This is a genomic window from Streptomyces sp. NPDC055140 (assembly GCF_053607285.1).
In genome coordinates this window covers 59,962-79,176 of the sequence record NZ_JBSGTG010000027.1, presented here as the reverse complement: position 1 = coordinate 79,176, position 19,215 = coordinate 59,962, and the positions used below count along the sequence as shown (strand labels likewise).

Below are 19,215 nucleotides of genomic sequence, written 5' to 3'. Positions count from 1 at the left end.
GACGGCTCGAGGATTACGGCGGGGGCGTGGGCCCGGATGGCTGCGGGGCGACCACCTACGGCACGTGGTGTGACTGGTCCCCGCTCGGCTGCTCCAGCATCACCCACCGGGTGGCCGTCGTGAGTTCACCGAAGGCCGGCGCAGACCACTACCTGGAAGTCGGCTTCGGCAGCGGCAGCCTGGCCGCGGGCGCCTCCACCGGGTGAGATCCAGCTGCGGCTGAGCAAGACCGACTGGTCGAACTTCGACGAGGCCGACGACTACAGCCGTGCCACCAACGCCACGTTCACCGACGCCTCGCACGTCGGGATCTATGTCGACGGCGACCTGGTGCGGGGCACCGAGCCGTAAGCATCGCGGAGCCCCGGAGCAACCTCTCGACCCGCCTTCGGGGAGTGCCCGAAGGAGCACGCAGGAAAGGAATACGGAGCCGCATGAGATCACGAAGTTCTACCCGGCACGAGATACACAGAAAGTTCGCCGCACTCTCCGCACTGGCGATCGCAGCGGCCCTGGCCGTGACCGTCCCCACCCCGGCCTCCGCCGCGGCCCGCCTCGACAACCCGTACACCGGAGCCAAGGCATATATGAACCCGCAGTGGTCCGCCAAGGCCACCGCGGAGCCGGGCGGCAGCGCAATCGCCGACGAACCCTCGTTCGTCTGGATGGACCGCATCGCGGCCATCGAGGGCAGGGGCGACGCGATGAGCCTGCGTGAGCACCTCGACGAGGCACTCGACCAGGGCGCGAACCTCTTCCAGGTCGTCATCTACGACCTCCCGGGACGCGACTGCGCCGCGCTGGCCTCCAACGGTGGACTCGGTCCTACCGAACTCGACCGGTACAAGACCGAGTACATCGACCCCATTGTCGACATCCTCGACCCAACGCGGGCGGCACCGCCGGATCCACCACCCAGTGCGCGACCATGAAGGCGAACGGCAACTTACCGCCCGCGTGATCTCCAGTATGTAGGGTGACGGTCATGCACCTTCGGTACAGCTTTCGCCTGTACCCGGAGCCCGGCCAACGATCCGCGCTGGCACGCGCGTTCGGGTGCGCACGCGTGGTGTTCAATGACGCGGTGCGTGCCCGCCGTGACGCACATGCCGCCAAGGAGCCCTACCCCACATCCAAGGTCCTGTCGACGTCGCTGATCACCGAGGCGAAGCAACGCCCCGAGCGCTCATGGCTCGGTGACGTGTCCGCGGTGGTACTGCAGCAGGCACTGCGGGACGCGGATACCGCCTACGCCAACTTCTTCGCCTCCCTCAAAGGGGAACGCAAGGGGCCGAAGATGGGCGAGCCGTCCTTCCGCTCCCGAAGGGATTCCCGGCAGGCGGTCCGGTTCACCGCGAACGCTCGCTGGAAGATCACCGAGGGTGGGCGGCTGTCCCTGCCGAAGATCGGCGAGGTGCGAGTGAAGTGGTCGCGGAGCCTGCCCTCGGCGCCGTCCACGGTGACCGTGATCAAGGACGCGGCCGGCCGGTACTTCGCCAGCTTCGTCATCGACACCGACCCGGTGGCCGACGCCGCCAAGATGCCCGCCGCCGACTCCTGCGCCGGTATTGATCTCGGACTCACGCACTTCGCGGTCCTGGACGACGGCACGAAGATCGACTCCCCGCGGTTTTTGCGCCGTGCGGAGAAGAAGCTGAAGAAGGCCCAGCGGGAGCTGTCCCGCAAACAGAAGGGATCGAAGAACCGTGCGAAGGCCCGGCTGAAAGTCGCCCGCGCCCACGCCCAAGTCGCTGACGCGCGCAGAGAGTTCCACCATCAACTTTCCACCCGGATCATCCGTGAGAACCAAACGGTGGTCGTGGAGAACCTGGCGGTCAACGGACTCGCGCGCACGAGGCTGGCCAAGAGCGTGCAGGACGCGGGCTGGTCCCAGTTCGTCGACATGCTGGAGTACAAGGCGAAGCGGTACGGGCGCGAGTTCGTACGGATCGGCCGGTTCACCCCGACCACCCGCACCTGCTCCGCCTGCGGACATCTCGACGGACCCAAACCGTTGTCCGTGCGGGAGTGGACCTGCCCCGCCTGCGACACCCTGCACGATCGCGACATCAACGCCGCGAAGAACGTCAAAGCCGCCGGACAAGGCGGTTCGAGTCTGCGGAGCGTCGGTAAGACCAAACCCCCAGCATCACCGGGGGCAAGGCGCGGTGTGAAGAAACAGGAAGCCACGGAATCCGGTACCGAAAACCGTGCCGCGTAGCGGCACAGCTTCCCGTACGGGACGGCCAGAATCCTCGGGCTTCAGCCCGAGGCGCATGTCAATGGTTCACCCCCGAGGCCGGTGCGAGTGCCTTCAGCACCGCCTGTGACTACGCGGTACTGGGCTGCGGCGCCCTGACCCAGAACGTGACGGCCTCCGGCAGCCCGGCCGCCGGGGCCAGCCACTACCTGGAGGTCGGCTTCGGCAGCCGGCACCCTGGCGGCGGGGGCCTCGACCGGAGAGATGCAGTTGCGCTTCAACAAGACCGACTGGTCGAACTTCAACGAGGCCGACGACTACAGCCGCTCCACGAACACGGCGTACGCAGACGCGTCGAAGATCGGCGTGTACGTGGGAGGCACCCTGAGCTGGGGCACCGCGCCCTGACCGGACCCGACCTGACCGGCCTCACGGCCCTGATGCGCCCCTGTTGGTCCCGCCGCCCCCGTCGCCGCATGCGTCTCGCGGTGGCGGGGGCGACGCCTGTCGTGCTGCGGCCGCGGCACCTGGAGCATCACGGTCAACGACCCGGGACTAAAAGTCCTGGGCTTGCACAACGGGCGCCACTGGTTGTGGTGCTGGGTTTGCGTCCTGTCCCACGCCTGGCCCGAGGCCCGGGCGTGACGCTTCGTGCCGGACCGCCCGTACCGGCCGTTACGAACGGTTCGCCTTCAAGGTGGTGTAGGTGTCGCAGGTCTTCTTGATCGCGTGCTGGGCGGCCTGCGCACCCAGCCCCCACCTGACCCGGATCTCGGCATAGGTGTGCTTACGGAGCTCCAGTACACGTCGCGCCTCCTTCTCGAACGCGACGGACGCGGCCCACGTGGCGGCCTCGTTGCAAGCACGCAGGGTGGCCTCAAGTGCCGCCGCCTGTACGGGCGTCGGCAGCAGCTTCACCCGCACCATCAGCTTCGCGATCGGCGAACCTATACACCTGGATGAAGACCCACCACACGTTCGCTCCACCTCACCCGAACGAGCGACACCCGCCCCTCCCCGCGCACACCGCCGTAGCCCGGCTCCGCCGGAACGCCTCCCGGCCGCTCCGCAGTCGGCATGGCCTGCGGCACATCACGGCGACGCTCCGCATCGCACCCCGTGGACGCGGTTTCTCCTTGGCGTGATGCTCGGGGTTCCTCGCAAGAATCCGCTGAATGCCCATGGGCCGACGGTGGGAACTGCGTCCCGCCCTCCCGATCGGGGTAGCCGTACGAGTAGCCGCCGACCGCCGATGCCTTACCGGACAAGGAGCACGCCCCATGCGCCTCTACGCCCAGACCCCGGCGCGTCGGAGCCGCCAGGTCATCGCAGACCTGATCGCGGCGGCCCTGATCTACGCCGTGGTGAAGGTGGCCTTGGCCGTGCACGACGTGATCGGGCGACTGGCCGATCCGGGCCGCAAGGCGGAAAGCGCCGGCAACAGCCTCTCCCACGGGCTCGTCGACGCGGGCGAAGCCGCCTCGAAGGTTCCGTTCGTCGGAGGCCAGTTGAAGAAGCCGCTCCGGTCCGCCGCCGAGGCCGGCACCGGGCTGGCCGACGCAGGTCGTTCGCTCCAGGACACGGTGGGCCACGTGGCGACGCTGACCACAGTCGCCTTGATCGTCATCCCGGTGGTGTTCGTGCTGTTGCTGTGGCTGCCCCCGCGCCTGCGCTGGATCCGCCGCAGCGCGGTCACCGGGCGCCTCGCCGCTGATCCGGGCGGCGCCGACCTCCTCGCGCTACGCGTCCTCGTCGGCTCGCAGCGCGAACTCGAAGCGCTGCCCACGCCACCCGGCGGTCTCGCGGAGGCTTGGCGGCGCGGAGACGAGCAGGTCATCGCCGATCTGGCGGCGATCGGCCTGCGGCAAGCGGGGCTGCGCGCCCAGCCGCCGAGTGACTGATGGCCGGCTTCCACCCGTGTCGGGCGCCCGCCTCATCAGGATCACCCGGCCGACGATGTATCCCTCGGATGGGTCGGACGCGGAACAGGCGGCCATCCGGCCGTTGCTTCCGGTGGTGGCGTGGTTCCGGGACCGGGCGGCCCGAGGGCTACTGTCACCGGCAGCTGCTGGACGCGGTGCGCTACCTGGTCGCGGGCGGGATTTCCTGGCGAGCGATGCCAGTGGACTCCCCTACCACCATGGCGCCCACGAGACTGCACGCAGCGCTGATGGTGTGACCGCCCGGAGCGTTTTGATCAGGCCGCGGCCGTGAGTGGGCGTCCGCACCAGCGGATGCCGTTCTCGCTTCGGATGCGGGCGCGTTCCTTGCGTTCGGCGGCCAGGACATCGCGGTGGCGGGCGTTGGCGATGGGCCACCACAGGACGAGTCGCTCAAAGCGTGGGGCGCGGGCCCGTGGCAGAACTGGCTCCACGGAATCGGGGTCCGGCGACCGTGTGGCTGTACTTTGCGGTGCGCCACGGCCTTGCCGTCTGGTGTCGACGCAGACGTGGAGCAGACAGGGTACTGACGCTCCGTCATGCAGCACTGGACCCGTCAGGCCGCCGCACCGAGGCTCTGTCAGGCAGAACGTGACCGTCCGGCGGACTCGAGTACCGCGGTCAGAAAGCGACGCACCGTCTCCAACTCGTCGGCCTCGAAGCCTTCCGCGGCCACCACCAACTCGCCGATCATGGGCCCGAAGAAGGTCCACCCGAGCTCCGTGGCCTTTTCCTCCACCTCCAGCAACACGCGTCGCCGATCGGTCGTGTCCCTGCTGCGCCGGACCAGTCCGAGCCGCTCCAGCCGATCCACCAAGGCGGTGGTCCCGGCGGAGTTCAGGCGCAGCTGCTCGCCAAGCCATCCAGGCGTGGCCCGGGTACCGGCCCGTGCCGCGTCCAGCAGGTGGATCAACGCTCGCACATCGGTGGGATGCAACCCATGGCGGGAGGCGAACTCCGCGCCGAGCAGGTCGAACTCCACGGTGACCGCACGTAGTAGGTGAACCAACCGCATCACCGGACTCTGATCGTCCATGCACATTCCCTCGGGCTCCTGAATAATATCTCGCTGAACGAGATTATCGCTCAACGAGAGGAATGCTGGTGTCCCGGTCCGCCTTCGACCTCGCCTACGACAACCTTCTCGCCCGCTGGCCCCAGTCCACCGAGGAGCGCGACATCGCTACGCCCTACGGCCGCACCCGGGTCCACGTGTACGGCCCGGCAGACGGCATGCCACTGGTCCTGCTGCCCGGCGGCTCTGCCACCGGCCTGGTCTGGTTCGCCAACGCACCGGCCCTCGGTGAGCGATTCCGGGTCCATGCGGTTGACCTGTTGGGGGACGCCGGCCGCACTGAACGCAGTGGCACACCGTTGAAGAGGGCCGACGATCTGATGGCCTGGCTGGACGCGCTGCTGGGCGGGCTCGAGCTCGCCCACACGCACCTGTGCGGCCATTCGTACGGCGCCTGGCTCGCCGCCAGGTACGCACTGCACGCACCGCAACGGGTCGACCGCCTCGCCCTGATCGACCCGACCCAGGTCTTCGCCGGGTTCCGCCTCGGCTACCTGCTGCGCGCCCTGCCCGCCCTGATCCGCCCGAGCCAGGCCCGCGCTCACACGTTCCTGGCCTGGGAGACGGCAGACAGCCAACCGGACGAGACCTGGCAGCGCCTCTATGCGCTGGCCACCACCGTTCCCGGCCGTAGGCTCGTCGTCGGCGGCCGTCCCCGGGCCGCCGACCTCAACATGCCGGTCCTGGTCCTCCTGGCGGAGCACAGCCGCGCCCACCGCGTCGTCACGGTCGCCGGCCGAGCCCGCCGAACGCTCAAGCTGGGCAAGGTGGCCTTGCTCCCCGCAGCCACCCACCACTCCCTGCCACTCACCGCGCCGAAACAGCTGAACGACCAGCTCCTGGACTTCCTGGGCTGACAGTGCCGAACGCCATGTCTGTCACGTCCTCAGGCGCCGCTCCATCGGCCGCTCAGAGGCAGTCGCGCGCATGACGGATCATCAGCCAGTCGCAGCGCCGAAGCGGGAGCATTCGGAGGCGTACGGCATGTACGGGCCCATTCCAGCGACTGCGGGCATCACGCATGTGTACGCCGACAACACGCCTGACACCTTCAGCCCGACAGGCTGGGTGCGCACCGAGGCCGGACGCGCGTGCCGCCCGACTCATCCCACCTCGCCTTGGCCCGCAGTCGCGCCAAAACCGTCACTGCCGCTCGACCGCGCCTGCCGGGCGCGTGATCACTTCACAGCCAGTCCGCTTGTCGGACCCGATGCAACCCGGGTCCGCGACCCGCCGGGACCTGGCGGCAGCGGCAGTGGTCGTCCTCACCCAAGACGGCCACGAGAACACGGCGTAAGAACGCAGTGGTGTCGAGGCCTGGCCCCTCGCCGACTACGCCGCCGAACTGACGCACTTGTCGGGCCGGACGGTCACCCACACGGACCTACCGGGTGACGCCTACACGGACGTCCTGCGCAGCGCGGGCCTGCCGGAAGCGGTGGCCACGCTGCTGGTCGACGTGGATGTCGCCGGTGTCGCGCGCTGACTCGCCGAAGGCAGCGAGGCGACCTGCCCCGCCCGATCGGCCGGCCTCCACTCCGCTCGCCGACGCGATGTCCCCGGTCCTCGCCTGACGGGGCGTTTCGCTCCGGCGCCGGTCAGCAGACGGCTGCCCACCTGGGTGCCCGTCGGCCGGCGCGCTTCTTGCCGGCCGAGCCTTCGCCGGTCACACGCCTGCTTCTGGCCCGGCGCCGTCCGGTGTGAGGAACAGTTCGTCCTCGTAGCACCACGCCCATGTCTCGCCCCTCTCGATCGACCGAGCCAGCGCATGCCCGGATTGCCGGGCGTGCGCCGCGGCGTGTTTCCTGCGTGAGCTGTCGCAGCAGCCCACACGGCCGCACGTCAGGCAGGCACGCAGATGAACCCAGGTGGTGCCTTCCTCTACACAGTCCACGCAGCCGGGGCTGTCCGCCACGGGCCCGTACGGCGGCGCGTCCTGTGCGTGCACGCAGGTGCGACCCTGTGGCCGCCCGGCGTCGAACGCCACTTTCCACCCAGTCATGATCCTCCAGATCGTCTGCTCGGCGCTGGGACCGGCTCCCCGCGCGCGAGGTCGGTGACGTCGTACAGGTTCCATCGATCCGGCGCGGCTCGCGAACTCGATCCGCGAGAACACCGATGCCCGTTCCGCTCCACGGGACGACAGGGCACCGTCTCAAGCCGCGGTGTGCCCGAGCACCTGCCGGTCATGGTGGACCGAGAGTGCTGGGCGCGACGTCTGACCGAGGCGCCCTCGGGCCGGCCAACACCGCGGCAACTAGGTCGAGTTGGAGGATGGGTGTGCGGAACGGGGGAACAAGGACGTTACCCAATCGAGAACAGGAGTTCCTCTCATGCTCGCGATCGTCGCAGCCGTCCTCTTCTTCATCTCGTTCCTCATCAATGCCGCAGACATCGCGACCAACGATGTGTTCTCGTCTGTGAACGTCATGCTGCTCGGCCTGACCGCGTTGGCCCTGCACGTGGCCGGAATCGGCGGCGGCTGGGGGCGTGGCAGGTCCCGCAGACGGTGATCCACGGTTCATGAGCGGCAGCGCAGGGACGCTGCACCGGCCTCGTCGACGACCGCGCCCCTCCACCGTGGCGCGGTGGGCGAGGCGGCTTTCGGTGAGCCACATGGACCACGTACTCGACCTCATCCTCGCCAAGGAGGGCAGCGGCGCGGAACTCATGATGCGTGAACACGTCCGCCGCAGGACGCGTCACGGGGTGATGCACGGGGGCAGGCCAGGTGCGGGCCGCCGTCGCGGCAATGACCCAGTTCCTGCGCCCGACATCGCAGCCCCACAAGTGATGCTCCGACACAGTCGACGAGAATCCTGGACGACCGCCCGGGACGACTCCCCCATCGTCCGACTGATCACCCGACGCAGCCCGCCCGTTCCGAAGTCCCCATACGTATGGCGTCACCGCAGCGCGTACGAGTCAGGACAGAGCGCAGCAGGCGCGTCCTTGGAACGGTCCGCCCTCACGTTCGGGCGGAATGCCATTGCCGCGGCCAGGATGAGGAAGGTAGAAATCGCGGCCATGGTGTGGTTCACGTGGGCGAGTTGCCATTGGTTCCGCTCGTGCGCCCGGTCGGCGGGGGCGTGCGGACAGACCAATCGAGTTGGTCGCTGTTGATCGGCAGATTGATGCTTGAGGTCACGGCGACCCCCAGGACCATCAGCACGAGCGCGGCCAGCGCGAGCCAACGCATCTTCGCCCGAGCCCCAAAGGCGAGAAAGACGAGAGCGAACGTGGCGACCGCCGCCGGCGCCAGGGTCACCAGCCCACCGGCATCCATAAGGAGCCCGCGCAGGCTTTTCTCGGCGCGGCGGACCTGCCGGCCCGCCGCGGCTGCGAGATCATAAATGCCGCCTCCCGGCCGGCCCACCCTCGAACAGGGAACCGGGCTTCACGACAGCAGGCAGTAACGACCTGGAGGAGAACGGCGAGTGCCGACGCGCAACGGTGCGGCCGACAGCCCGCCGACAGCAACCTGGGTGACCCCTGGCGTGACGCTGGGGACGGCCGTCCTGCTCTACGCCCTCGTGGTCGGCATGCAGATGAGCACCTCGCCGTCCTTGCACTTCCCTTCAGTCCTGGTCGCGATCCCCGCCCTCGTCGCGCTGGCTTTCTCCCCACCAATGATCATCAGTTCGGCCGTGGTGGTGACCGCAACCCGCTGGGCTTTCCTCCCGTTCGACGGGCGCATCGCCGCCGCGAGCGGCACCACTGTGGCGACCCTCGTCATCGCGACCGCGGCCTGCTTCGTGGTCCGCCAGCGCGGACGCGAATCCTCCCGGCTGCGGAAGGTCACCTCCGTCGCCGAGACTGCCCAACGCGCGGTGCTGCGCCCGCCGCCCACGGGTCTCGGCCCCTTTCGCATCGCGGCCGACTACCGCGCCGCCGCCCAGTTCGCCCGCATTGGAGGTGACCTGTACGCCGTCGTGAACACCGACTTCGGTGTCCGCGCTCTGATTGGCGATGTCCGCGGCAAGGGTCTGGGCGCTGTGGCCACAGCCGCCGTTGTCCTCGGTTCGTTCCACGAGGCCGCCTACGACTGCCCTACTCTCGACAGTCTGACCGACCGACTCGAAATCAGCCTGCGGCGCAGCCTGATCGACACCGAGGCGTTCGTCACCGCGTTCCTGGTCGAGCTCCACCCCGGCGGCCTCACGCATGCGCTGTCGTGCGGGCACCCGGCGCCGCTCATCCTGCGCAGCGACACCGTGTCCGAACTTCCCTCAGCCTGGGGACTGCCTCTGGGCCTGCGCGGCCTGGCGCCCTCGGCCGACCCGGCCGGGGCCCCCGCCACTCGTCTCCGGCCCGGCGACACCCTCCTGATGTACACGGACGGCCTTGCCGAGGCCCGCGACGCGGCTGGTGACTTCTACCCGCTCACCCGCCGCCTCACCCACTACGCGCGAACCCAACCCGGGCCCACCGGCCCGGGCCCCCTTCTCGACTGGATCCAGACAGACGCCCTCGACCACAGCGGGGACGACACACACGACGACGCGGCGCTCCTCGCGCTCACCTGGACAGGCGAGTAGGCACCCCGCGCCAGGTCGGTGCCGGGCGACAGGCAACACACCGGCCCTGCCTCCCACCCGGCCACCTTCAGCCATGACTCGGTGGCCAGGAGGGTGGTGCGGTCGCTCTCGGGCAGGGTCGGCACATCACCGACGATGCGATTGACCGGGCGTCGGGTCGTTTCGAGGTCGGTCGTCACCCACGGGTTCCTGACCGAACTCACCAACCCGTTTACCGGCTTATGGCCGGCGGATCCCCTGCGGGGATCAGGCGCCGGCTCCTTCCGCCACCCCAGCAGATGATTTCCGTTCGCATGGATGGCCAGCATTTCGGGGGATGGTAAACGCCGCTACGAGACCCGGGGTTTGACAGCCCTGGGGGGCATAACCGCAGTTCTGCGGCGTCTCGCAGAAGAGGCGCCGCACGGGCATTGACTCGGTCCCACCTCCGCACCCAGACTCCGATCAGCGCGTGTTAACGATACCACTGGCTTGAACATGCCTGAGGGAGCCGCCCCATGACAAGCCGTCACCCACCCGTTTCCGCACGGAAGTTCCCGATCCCCGCGACAGCGGCTGCTGCCGCCCGCCCGAGCCGCCGAGGGCTGCTGCGCGCCGCCGTCGCCGGTGCCGCCACGACCGCTGCCACGCCCCTGCTCGCCGCGTGCGGCACCGCCGCCGGCGAGCCGCCCGGCAAGGTGGCGCTGCACGGCGACAACCCGGGCTGGGCCGCCCCGCTCAAGGCCGCGGGCGCCGCGATGCGCTCGGTCGACGACGTCCGGCTCGTGCCCGAGGTCATCCCGTCGCTGGAGTCCTTTGAGCAGGTCGTCAAGTCCTCGCTGCGCACCAGCAAGACGCCTGACCTGCTGAAGTACTGGTCCGGTTACCGGCTCCAGGACCTCGCCCGCACCGGCGGCATCGTCGAGCTGGAGAAGGAGTGGGAGAGAGCCGAGCGCCAAGGCTGGGTCGACCCCTCGCTGCGCTCCGCGTTCACCTACCGGGGCCGCGTCCACGGCCTTCCGATGAACCTCGCCTACTGGGTCTTCTACTACAACCCGGCCGTCTTCCGGGACCACGGCCTGACCAAGCCCACCACCTGGGACGCGTTCCTGGAGGCGGCTGACCGCCTCAAGCGCGCGGGCATCACCCCGCTGCACGCCACGACGTCCGGGCGCTGGCCCTCGTTCATCTGGTTCCAGGAGATGCTCAGCCGCCAGGACCCGCAGTTCTACGACGACCTCATGAACGGCCGCGCCCGGTACACCGATCCGCGCACCGAACGCGCCATGCGCACCATCGCCTCCTTCGCCGACAAGGGCTGGTTCACCTCGCTCGACATGGACCAGGCCACCGCCGCCGCGGCCATGGTGCACGGCAAGGTCGGCATGGTGCCCGGTGCCACCTGGCTCGGCACCTCGTTCACCGGCGTCGGCGGGAAGATCGGCGAGAACGTCGACACGTTCGTGCTGCCGATGCAGAACCCGAAGGCCAAGGCGGCCATGATCTTCGAGTCGAGCGCCCTGGTCTGCACGGTCAAAGGGCCCGACCACACAGAGGCGCTGCGCGCGAGCGGGGCCTGGCTGCACCCGAAGGTGGCCAAGGCGTTCTCACACACCCTCCAGGACGGCAGCCCCAACCCGCTCGTGCCGCCCGCCAACGCGATGATCGCCGGTGTCGCCGAGACGGCCCGCCACGGCAAGCTGCGCCTGCTCAACCGCTTCTGGGAGCTGGGCCCGCCCGAACTCGTCGAGTCCACCGTCGACGACCTGGCCGGATTCCTGCTCAACCCGTCCGCGTACCGCAAGACCCTCACGACGATGCAGGGCCGGGCCGACGAGGCCTGGAAGGTGTGGAAGGAGGCCGACGCATGAGCAGCGCCGTTGGTGCCGGTGCCGCGGCCACCCCCGTGAAGCCGGGCCGGGCCCGCCGCCGCATCCCCACCCGCACACCCCACCAGGCCGCCGCGGAAACCGGTTCCGGCCGGATGGGCGGACCACTGGCCGCCGTCCCGTGGGCACTGCCCGCGGTGCTGTTCGTCGGGGTGCTGCTCGTCTATCCGTTCATCCGCAGCGTCTACGGCAGCTTCTTCGACGACAACGGCTTCACCAGCCACTACGTCGGTCTGGACAACTACACGCGGCTGATCGACGACCCGATCTTCGGCCGGTCGCTGCTCAACACCGTGCTGTGGGTGGTCGGCACCCTGCTGCTGCCCGTGCTCGTCGGACTGGCCATCGCGGTCGCCACCCACCGGATGCGCCTGGGCCGGATCGCGCAGCTCGTCGTCGTCCTGCCGTACGCGATCTCGGGAGCGGCCACCGCCGTCCTGTGGAAATTCATCCTCACCTCCGACGGCACCCTCAACCAGGTGCTGCGCTCCGTCGGCCTCGACTCGCTGGCCCGGCCCTGGCTCCTGGAGTGGCCGGCCAACACGCTCTCCATGATCGTGGCGAGCACCTGGCAGGCCACCGGCCTGAACGTCGTCCTGTTCGCCATCGGTCTGCGCGCCATCCCGCGCGACACCATCGAGGCCGCGGAACTCGACGGGGCCACCGGCTGGCGCATGTTCCGCCACATCACGCTGCCCCAACTGCGCTCCATGAGCGTCGTCGTGGTCGGCATGGCCGTCGTCAACAGTCTCAAGGCGTTCGACATGGTGTGGATCCTCACGCAGGGCGGGCCCGCCCGCTCCTCGGAGACGCTCGCGCTGACCATGTACCGCGAGGCGTTCCTCCTGTTCCACGTCGGCTATGGCTCCGCCATCGCCCTCGTCCTGTCCGTCATCGTCGTCGCCTGCTCCTGGCTGTACCTGCGGCGGCAGATGGCCGGCACGTCCCCGCGCTGACCCGAGCCGCTCGACAAGGAGTGACATCCCGTGGGAAGGACCTTCCGCAATCTCTTCGTCGCCGGCACGGTCGTGCTCTGGCTCGTCCCCGTCTATCTGCTCGTCGTCAACGCCCTCACCCCCGTGGCGTCGTACACCGGCAACGCGTCCTGGACCTCGCACGGCTTCGCGCTGTGGGACAACCTCTCGACCGCCTGGACCAAGGCCGGCATCGGCCACTCGTTCCTTCAGTCCCTGATGTACGCGGTGGTGTGCGGCGGCGCCGGCGTGCTCATCGCGGCGATGGCCGCGTTCGCGGTGGTGGTGCTGCCCCTGCCCAAGCCCGCGTTCTGGTTCTGGCTGATCTACTCCGGGACCTTGTTCCCGCTGCAGATGTTCCTGGCGCCGCTGTTCGGCATGTACGCCGACGGCAACCTCTATGACACCCGCCTCGGCCTCATGCTCGTGTACGTCGCCTACGCCGTGCCGTTCGCCTTCTTCCTCGTCCGCAACCAGATGACCACGATGCCGCCCGAGGTCACCGAGGCCGCCATGCTCGACGGGGCCTCGTTCTGGCGGATCTTCTGGCGCATCCACATCCCGCTGATGGCCTCCAGCCTCGGCGCCGCGTTCATCTTCCAGTTCACCGCCGTCTGGAACGACCTGCTGTTCGGCATCACCCTCAGCCGCAGCCCCGACGTCCAGCCGGTGATGGCCACGTTGAGCAACCTCAACAACTCGTACGCGTCCTCGGGCCCGCCCGTCATCCTGGCCGGCGCCCTCATCGTCTCCGTGCCCACCCTCGTCGTCTTCCTGACGTTCCGCGGTCTCTTCCTGCGCGGCGTCGCCGCGACCGCCCGCTGACGTTCCCCTTCCGCAGCCTCGATTTGGAGATTCGGCATGACCACACGGGCCCTCGTCCGTACCACCGACTGGGACAACGACCGCATCCGCGACAGCCTGCGCGACTCCGTGGTGAGCGCCGAGGGTGCTCTCGGCGGGGCCGAACTGCGGCTCACGGTCGAACCGTTGATGCGCCGCAGCGATGCCGGCGGCCTGCTGCAGTCGCTGCGCGTCGACGCCGTGCGCGGCTCCCGCGTCCCGGACACCCTCACCGTGCGCTTTGCCGCCGGTGCCGAACTGCCCGCCGAGCGGATCGCGGGACCCGACGGCTCCGTACGCCTCCTGCTCCCGGCCGTCGACGAGCCGCAGCGGATCACCGTCGCCCTGCCGGGCGGCGCCGACGGCATCGACGTGACGCTCACCCCGCAGCGCGAGTGGACCATCCACCTCGTCCACCACTCGCACCTCGACATCGGCTACACCGACCCGCAGGGTCATGTCCTCGCCGAGCACCTCTCCTTCCTCGACTCGTGCCTGGAGCTGACGGAGGCCACCGACGACTGGGAGCCCGAGTCGCGGTTCCGCTGGTGCGTGGAATCGCTGTGGTCGTTCAAGCAGTGGGCCGAGGCCCGCCCGCGCGAGCAGGTCGAGGCGTTCGTACGCCGGGTGCGCGAGGGCCGTATCGAACTGACCGCGATGCCCTTCAACCTGCACACCGAGACCTGCTCCACCGACGAGCTGCACGAACTCCTCGGCCTGGCCCACCAGATCCGCGACGAGTACGGCGTCGACCTCACCTCCGCCATGCAGACCGACGTGCCCGGCTCCGTCGTCGGCCTCGTCGACGCGCTCAGCGACGCGGGCGTCAAGTACCTGTCCGTGGCGCACAACTGGGCGGGGCGCTCGGTGCCGCACCTGGTCGGCGGCGAGAAGCTGCCGCGCCTGTTCCGCTGGCGCGCCCCCAGCGGCAAGAGTGTGCTCGTGTGGATGACCGACACCCCGCACGGCCTCGCCTACATGGAGGGCCCGCTCCTCGGATTCGACACCGACTACTCCAGCGTCGACGACCTGCTGCCCGCCTATCTGACCTCGCTCGCCACCCACCCCTACCCGTACCGCGGCGGCGTCTTCGGCTGGGCCATGGACGAGAACGAGATCAAGCGCGAGCCCTACCCGTGGGACGTGCTGCACCTGCGCGTGCAGGGCAAGTTCGGTGACAACGCCCCGCCCCGCCGCGTCATCGCCGACACCGTCCGGCGCTGGAACGAGACCTGGGCCTACCCTCAGCTGCGCCTGTCCCGCAACGAGGACTTCTTCACCGACGCCGAGGCCCGCCTCGGCGACCGTATCCAGACCTTCGAGGGCGACTGGACGGACTGGTGGGTGGACGGTGTCGGTTCCGGCGCCCACCCGCTGTCCATGGCCCGCACCGCCCAGTCCGCCGTCGCCGACGCCCAGACGCTCGGCACATTCGCCGGTGTCCTCGGCGCGTCCGGAGCCGCCGACGACACCCGCGACGCGGCCGGCGTGTACGAGGCGGTGTCCCTGTTCGACGAGCACACCTGGGGCGCGGGCGACCCCTGGACGCACGGCCACGACCACGGCCACTCCGGCGAGCAGCAGTGGCACTGGAAGTACGGGCAGGCGCTGCGCGGCCACGACGACGGCAACTCCCTGTTGAACCGGGCCTCGGCACGCCTGGGCCAGCGCCTGGCCCGGCCGGCCGGGGCGACGGCTGCCTACCACGTGGTCAACACCTGCTCCTGGGCGCGCACCGAGGTCGCCCGGATCTTCCTGCCCGAATCCAGCGTGCCGCTGGAGCAGGAGGTGACCGTGCACGACGCCCGTACCGGCGCACAGCTGCCGCACGAGGAGCAGGCGCAGGTCAACGACACGCACCGGGACGCGGGCCGGTTCCTCCTCGTACGCGTCGTCGACGTGCCGCCGGCCGGATCGGTCCGGCTCGACATACGCGCCGTGCCGGGCAGCGGGACCGGGCCCGAGGTGCGGGAGCGTGTCAAGGACGCCACGGGCTGGAACCCGACCGGCGGCACTGAGCGCGAGGACCCGGCCCGCACTTCCGCCGCCGCGCACGCCCTGCACGACCCGTTGCTGCTGGAGAACGACCACCTCGCCGTCCGCGTCGACCTGGCCGGCGCCTGCATCGCCTCCGTCATCGACAAGTCGACCGGCCGCGAACTGGTCCGCGCCGACGCCATCACCGGTTTCAACGCCTACATCCACGACAGCTACACCACGGCCGGGGGCTTCAACCACAACTCCAGCCGCACCACCGCGTCCGACCGTCTCGAACACCTCGGCCGCCGCTCGGTCGCCCCGCCCGCCGCGCTCATCGCCCGTCGCACCACGGTGACCGCCGAGATCCTCACGTACGAGACCCGTCCCGCCGGCGCCAACCGGGTGCGCACCACGCTGACCCTGCCGCACGGCGTCGGCCGCCTCGACATCGAGAACCTGGTGGACAAGGACGCCACGATGGGCAAGGAGAGCGCCTACTTCGCGTTCCCGTTCGCCTTTGAGGAGCCCGTCGTGCGCATGGAGGCGTCCGGCGGCGCCACCGGCACCGGGCTGCCCGTCGTTCCCGGCTCCGCCCAGCACATGCGGGCGATCCGCCGCTGGGTCACCCTCCAGGAGGACGGGCTCGCCGTGGGCTGGGCCAGCCAGGACGCGCCGCTCGTCCAGTTCGGCACCATCGCCCTGCCCTACGCCCCGTTCCCCAAGTCGATGGACCACGAGGAACCGGCCACGGTCTACTCGTGGATCCACAACAACCTGTGGGACACCAACTTCCCCAGCCGGCAAGGCTTCGAGTTCGCGTTCCGCTACAGCGTGGCGTGCGCGTCCGACGCGGCAGGACTCGGCCCGCGCACCGCCGCGGGCGGCGGCTCCCGCCCGCTGCACGCGGTGCGCGCCCGCGGCCCGGAGTCCGACCAGGCGCCCGACACGCTGGCGTTCGCGACGATCGGCGACCCGCGCGTACGGCTCGTCGGCGCCACCACCCCGTCCGAGGGCACCATGCTGCTGCGCCTGCAGTCGTTCGCCGAGGAACCCATCGCCTGCCCGGTACGCGCCCTGTTCGACGTGACCGCCGGACATGCCGCCGACTACCACGGACGCATCACCGGTGAACTGGCCGTACACGAGGGCCAGTTGACCGTCGAGGTGCCCGCGTTGGGCACCGCCGCGGTCCTCTTCCGCCGCTGACACCCTTTGCGTAAAGGAGACTTCGTGTACCGGCTCGACCCGCGCCACGCCCCCGCCCCGCAGGCCGCCCTCGCGGCCGGCTGGGCGGCGGCGGCCGCGCACCTGCCGCCCGCACCGGCGGTGCTCGCCGTCGACGGCCCCCCGACCGTCGACTGGGACCTGCTCGCCGCCCGCCTCGCCCGCACGACGGACACCTTGGTGGACGTCCGCGCCCACTACGCGCCGCCCACCGAGGCGCGCCGCATCGGCGACACGGACGACGACCCCTACTTCGGCTCGCTCGCCGGCAACCCGCTCGACGACCTGTTCGCCACCCTGCCGCACCCCACCCCGCACGACGGCGGCGGCGGCCTCGTGATCGTCTACGGGCCAGGCGCCGCGCTCGTCGACCACGACGTGCTCTGGTACGCCGACGTGCCCAAGCGGTACGCGGAGGCCGCCGCCGCCGCAGGCACCCCCGGCACCAACCTCGGCCTGCCGGCCGAAAAGCCCGACCTCAAGCGGCTGTTCTACACCGACTGGCCGATGCTCGACCGGCACCGCGACGCCCTCGCGCCCCGCCTCGGTGCCTGGCTCGACGTGCAGGACCCCCAACACCCTGTGTGGATCGACGGGCCAGGTCTGCGCGCCACGTACGCACGGCTCGCCCGCGGGCCCGTCCGCACCCGCCCCTACTTCAACTCCACTCCGTGGGGCGGCCATTGGGCCCAGAACGAACTCGGCTTCAACCCCGAAGCCCGCAACACCGCCCTCGGCTACGAGCTCATCGCCCCCGAGGCGGGCATCCTCGTCGGCACCGGACCCGACGCGCAGGCCGAGGTGCCGTTCCAGCTGATGTGCGTCCTCGAACCCGAGGCCGTGCTCGGCGCCGACGTGCACGCCCGGTTCGGCACCTCGTTCCCGATCCGCTTCGACTACCTCGACACCGTCGCCGGCGGCAACCTCTCGCTGCACTGCCACCCCAAAGAGCCGTACATGCGCGAGCGGTTCGGCTGGCCCTACACCCAGCACGAGACGTACTACATGACGCTCGGCGGCGACGAGGCGAAGGTCTTCCTCGGCCTGCGCGAGGACGCCGACGTCGACGTCTTCCGCAAGCAGGTCGAACAGGCCGCCACCCACGGCGTCCCCATGGACCCCGAGGACCACGTCCACGCCTTCCCCGCCGAGCGGGGCCAGTTGTACATGATCCCGGCGGGCACCCCCCACGCCAGCGGGGCCGGCAACCTGGTCCTGGAGATCAGCGCCACCCCGTACCTGTACAGCCTGCGCTTCTACGACTGGCTGCGCCCCGACGCCGACGGCAACCCGCGCCCGCTGCCCTACGAGCACGGCTTCGCCAACCTGGAGACCGGGCGGCGCGGCGAGGCCGTCGCCCGCGAGCTCGTCCCCCGCCCGCGCACCCTGCGCGAGGGCGAGGGTTGGCGCGAGGAGGTCGTCGGCGCCCTCGACGAAATGTTCTACGAGGTCCGGCGCTACACCCTCGACACGGGCGCCCAAGCCGACGACGACACCGCGGGGCGGTTCCACGTCCTCAACGTCGTCGAGGGCGACGGCGTCGGCGTGCTCACCGAGGCGGGTGACCGGTACGACCTCGCGTTCGCCGAGACGCTGACCGTGCCCGCCGCCGTCGGCCGCTACCGGCTGCGCGCCACGGGCGACCGGCCGGTGCGGGTGGTGAAGGCCCTCGTCCGGTGATCCCCGTCATTGAGGTCGGCGGCACCCACGTCACCGCCGCCCTCGTCGACCTCGCGAGCGGCCGGATCGCACACCGCACCGACCGGCCGCTCGACCCGGACGGGTCCGCAGGGGAGATCCTCTGCGTCGTCCGGGCCTGCGCCGACGCCGTCGACGCCCCGGCCGGGGCCCGCTGGGGCGTCGCCGTACCGGGCCCGTTCGACTACGCGAAGGGGATCGCGCTCTTCGCCGACGTCGGCAAGTTCGCGGCGCTGTACGGGACGGACGTCCGCGCCGACCTGCTCCGCGGTCTGCGCCGGCGTCCCGCCGACGTCGTCTTCCTCAACGACGCCCACGCGTTCTTGATCGGAGAATGGTTCGCGGGGGCGGCGCGCGGTCACCCCCGGGCCGTCGGCATCACCCTCGGCACGGGCGTCGGCTCCGCGTTCCTCGCCGAGGGCCGGATCCTCGACCGGGGGCCCGGGATACCGCCGGAGGGCCGCATGGACCTGACGCGGCTGGACGGGGCGCCGCTGGAGGAAACCGTGTCGCGGCGGGCCATCCTCGCCCGGTTCGGCGATCCGGCCGCCGACGTGCGCGACATCGCCGAACGGGCCAGGGCCGGGCAGCAGCGGGCCCGGCACGTCCTCGACGAGGCGTTCGGGGCGCTCGGCCGGGTCCTCGGACCCCGGCTCGCCGCGTTCGGGGCGTCGGCCGTCGTCGTCGGCGGTTCGATGGCCCGCTCCTGGGACCTGGTCGCGCCCGCCCTGAACGCGGGCCTCGCAGACAGCGGTTGGCCGGTACCGGACCAGGCCGGCGCGGAAGGGAGGCATACTCGTGCGGTGCGGCCGGCCGGGCTCGCCGGGGACGCCGCACTGGTCGGCGCGGCGCGCGCCGTCGCCGCCCGCGAGTGA

General features: G+C 70.4%; 16 protein-coding genes and 4 pseudogenes. 15 read left to right on the top strand and 5 right to left on the bottom strand.

Features of this window, described 5'->3' with window-relative positions; all coding sequences use genetic code 11:
* Positions 1–44: 44 nt before the first annotated feature.
* From ACWFR4_RS37050 to ACWFR4_RS37035, 4 genes and pseudogenes are all read left to right on the top strand, one after another.
* A pseudogene (locus tag ACWFR4_RS37050) lies at positions 45–351 on the top strand (cellulose binding domain-containing protein); the annotation flags it as partial.
* 83 nt (positions 352–434) lie between these two features.
* Positions 435–946, top strand: a pseudogene (locus tag ACWFR4_RS37045) (glycoside hydrolase family 6 protein); the annotation flags it as partial.
* A gap of 39 nt (positions 947–985) precedes the next feature.
* Positions 986–2,221, top strand: a complete 1,236-nt coding sequence (locus tag ACWFR4_RS37040; RefSeq protein WP_453656219.1) for an RNA-guided endonuclease InsQ/TnpB family protein — start codon at positions 986–988, stop codon at positions 2,219–2,221.
* A 62-nt stretch (positions 2,222–2,283) separates the two neighbouring features.
* Positions 2,284–2,608 (top strand): annotated as a pseudogene (locus ACWFR4_RS37035) (cellulose binding domain-containing protein); the annotation flags it as partial.
* A gap of 267 nt (positions 2,609–2,875) precedes the next feature.
* Here the strand turns inward: ACWFR4_RS37035 and ACWFR4_RS37030 are convergent.
* Positions 2,876–3,127: a hypothetical protein gene (locus ACWFR4_RS37030; protein WP_453656218.1), complete on the bottom strand. Its 252-nt coding sequence runs from the start codon at positions 3,125–3,127 to the stop codon at positions 2,876–2,878.
* Between the two features lie 353 nt (positions 3,128–3,480).
* Here ACWFR4_RS37030 and ACWFR4_RS37025 point away from each other — a divergent pair, with 353 nt between their 5' ends.
* Complete coding sequence (locus ACWFR4_RS37025) at positions 3,481–4,101, top strand: hypothetical protein (RefSeq protein ID WP_453656217.1); 621 nt, start codon at positions 3,481–3,483, stop codon at positions 4,099–4,101.
* Between the two features lie 296 nt (positions 4,102–4,397).
* On the opposite strand, the pseudogene ACWFR4_RS37020 reads toward ACWFR4_RS37025, so the two are convergent.
* Positions 4,398–4,523 (bottom strand): annotated as a pseudogene (locus ACWFR4_RS37020) (IS630 family transposase); the annotation flags it as partial.
* A 197-nt stretch (positions 4,524–4,720) separates the two neighbouring features.
* Entirely contained in the window at positions 4,721–5,182 is a 462-nt protein-coding gene (locus ACWFR4_RS37015; protein ID WP_453656260.1) for a MarR family winged helix-turn-helix transcriptional regulator, read from the bottom strand.
* Between the two features lie 56 nt (positions 5,183–5,238).
* Between ACWFR4_RS37015 and ACWFR4_RS37010 the strand changes: the two genes are divergently transcribed.
* Together ACWFR4_RS37010 and ACWFR4_RS37005 are read left to right on the top strand one after the other, a co-directional pair.
* On the top strand, positions 5,239–6,072 hold the full coding sequence (locus ACWFR4_RS37010; protein ID WP_453656216.1) for an alpha/beta fold hydrolase: 834 nt from the start codon (positions 5,239–5,241) through the stop codon (positions 6,070–6,072).
* 497 nt (positions 6,073–6,569) lie between these two features.
* On the top strand, positions 6,570–6,701 hold the full coding sequence (locus tag ACWFR4_RS37005; protein ID WP_453656215.1) for a hypothetical protein: 132 nt from the start codon (positions 6,570–6,572) through the stop codon (positions 6,699–6,701).
* Positions 6,702–6,881: 180 nt separating this feature from the next.
* Here ACWFR4_RS37005 and ACWFR4_RS37000 read toward each other — a convergent pair whose 3' ends face one another.
* On the bottom strand, positions 6,882–7,217 hold the full coding sequence (locus ACWFR4_RS37000) for a UBP-type zinc finger domain-containing protein (RefSeq protein ID WP_453656214.1): 336 nt from the start codon (positions 7,215–7,217) through the stop codon (positions 6,882–6,884).
* Between the two features lie 331 nt (positions 7,218–7,548).
* On the opposite strand from ACWFR4_RS37000, the gene ACWFR4_RS36995 reads away from it, so the two are divergent.
* The gene (locus ACWFR4_RS36995; RefSeq protein WP_389532208.1) at positions 7,549–7,728 is read left to right on the top strand and encodes a hypothetical protein; all 180 of its coding nucleotides are present in this window, start codon (positions 7,549–7,551) and stop codon (positions 7,726–7,728) included.
* 524 nt (positions 7,729–8,252) lie between these two features.
* Here the strand turns inward: ACWFR4_RS36995 and ACWFR4_RS36990 are convergent.
* Positions 8,253–8,591, bottom strand: a complete 339-nt coding sequence (locus tag ACWFR4_RS36990) for an anthrone oxygenase family protein (protein ID WP_453656213.1) — start codon at positions 8,589–8,591, stop codon at positions 8,253–8,255.
* Positions 8,592–8,652: 61 nt separating this feature from the next.
* On the opposite strand from ACWFR4_RS36990, the gene ACWFR4_RS36985 reads away from it, so the two are divergent.
* From ACWFR4_RS36985 to ACWFR4_RS36955, 7 genes are all read left to right on the top strand, one after another.
* On the top strand, positions 8,653–9,753 hold the full coding sequence (locus ACWFR4_RS36985; RefSeq protein WP_453656212.1) for a PP2C family protein-serine/threonine phosphatase: 1,101 nt from the start codon (positions 8,653–8,655) through the stop codon (positions 9,751–9,753).
* 497 nt (positions 9,754–10,250) lie between these two features.
* Complete coding sequence (locus ACWFR4_RS36980; protein ID WP_453656211.1) at positions 10,251–11,603, top strand: ABC transporter substrate-binding protein; 1,353 nt, start codon at positions 10,251–10,253, stop codon at positions 11,601–11,603.
* Positions 11,600–12,577 (top strand): carbohydrate ABC transporter permease, encoded by a 978-nt coding sequence (locus tag ACWFR4_RS36975; protein ID WP_453656210.1) that lies wholly within the window; start codon positions 11,600–11,602, stop codon positions 12,575–12,577. Before ACWFR4_RS36980 ends, ACWFR4_RS36975 begins: the two co-directional genes overlap by 4 nt.
* 30 nt (positions 12,578–12,607) lie before the next feature.
* Positions 12,608–13,420 (top strand): carbohydrate ABC transporter permease, encoded by an 813-nt coding sequence (locus ACWFR4_RS36970; RefSeq protein ID WP_453656209.1) that lies wholly within the window; start codon positions 12,608–12,610, stop codon positions 13,418–13,420.
* Between the two features lie 36 nt (positions 13,421–13,456).
* A complete protein-coding gene (locus ACWFR4_RS36965) occupies positions 13,457–16,624 on the top strand; it encodes a glycoside hydrolase family 38 N-terminal domain-containing protein (protein ID WP_453656208.1) in 3,168 nt (1,055 codons plus the stop codon).
* Between the two features lie 24 nt (positions 16,625–16,648).
* Positions 16,649–18,322: a class I mannose-6-phosphate isomerase gene (locus ACWFR4_RS36960; RefSeq protein WP_453656207.1), complete on the top strand. Its 1,674-nt coding sequence runs from the start codon at positions 16,649–16,651 to the stop codon at positions 18,320–18,322.
* The gene (locus ACWFR4_RS36955; protein ID WP_453656206.1) at positions 18,319–19,215 is read left to right on the top strand and encodes an ROK family protein; all 897 of its coding nucleotides are present in this window, start codon (positions 18,319–18,321) and stop codon (positions 19,213–19,215) included. Before ACWFR4_RS36960 ends, ACWFR4_RS36955 begins: the two co-directional genes overlap by 4 nt.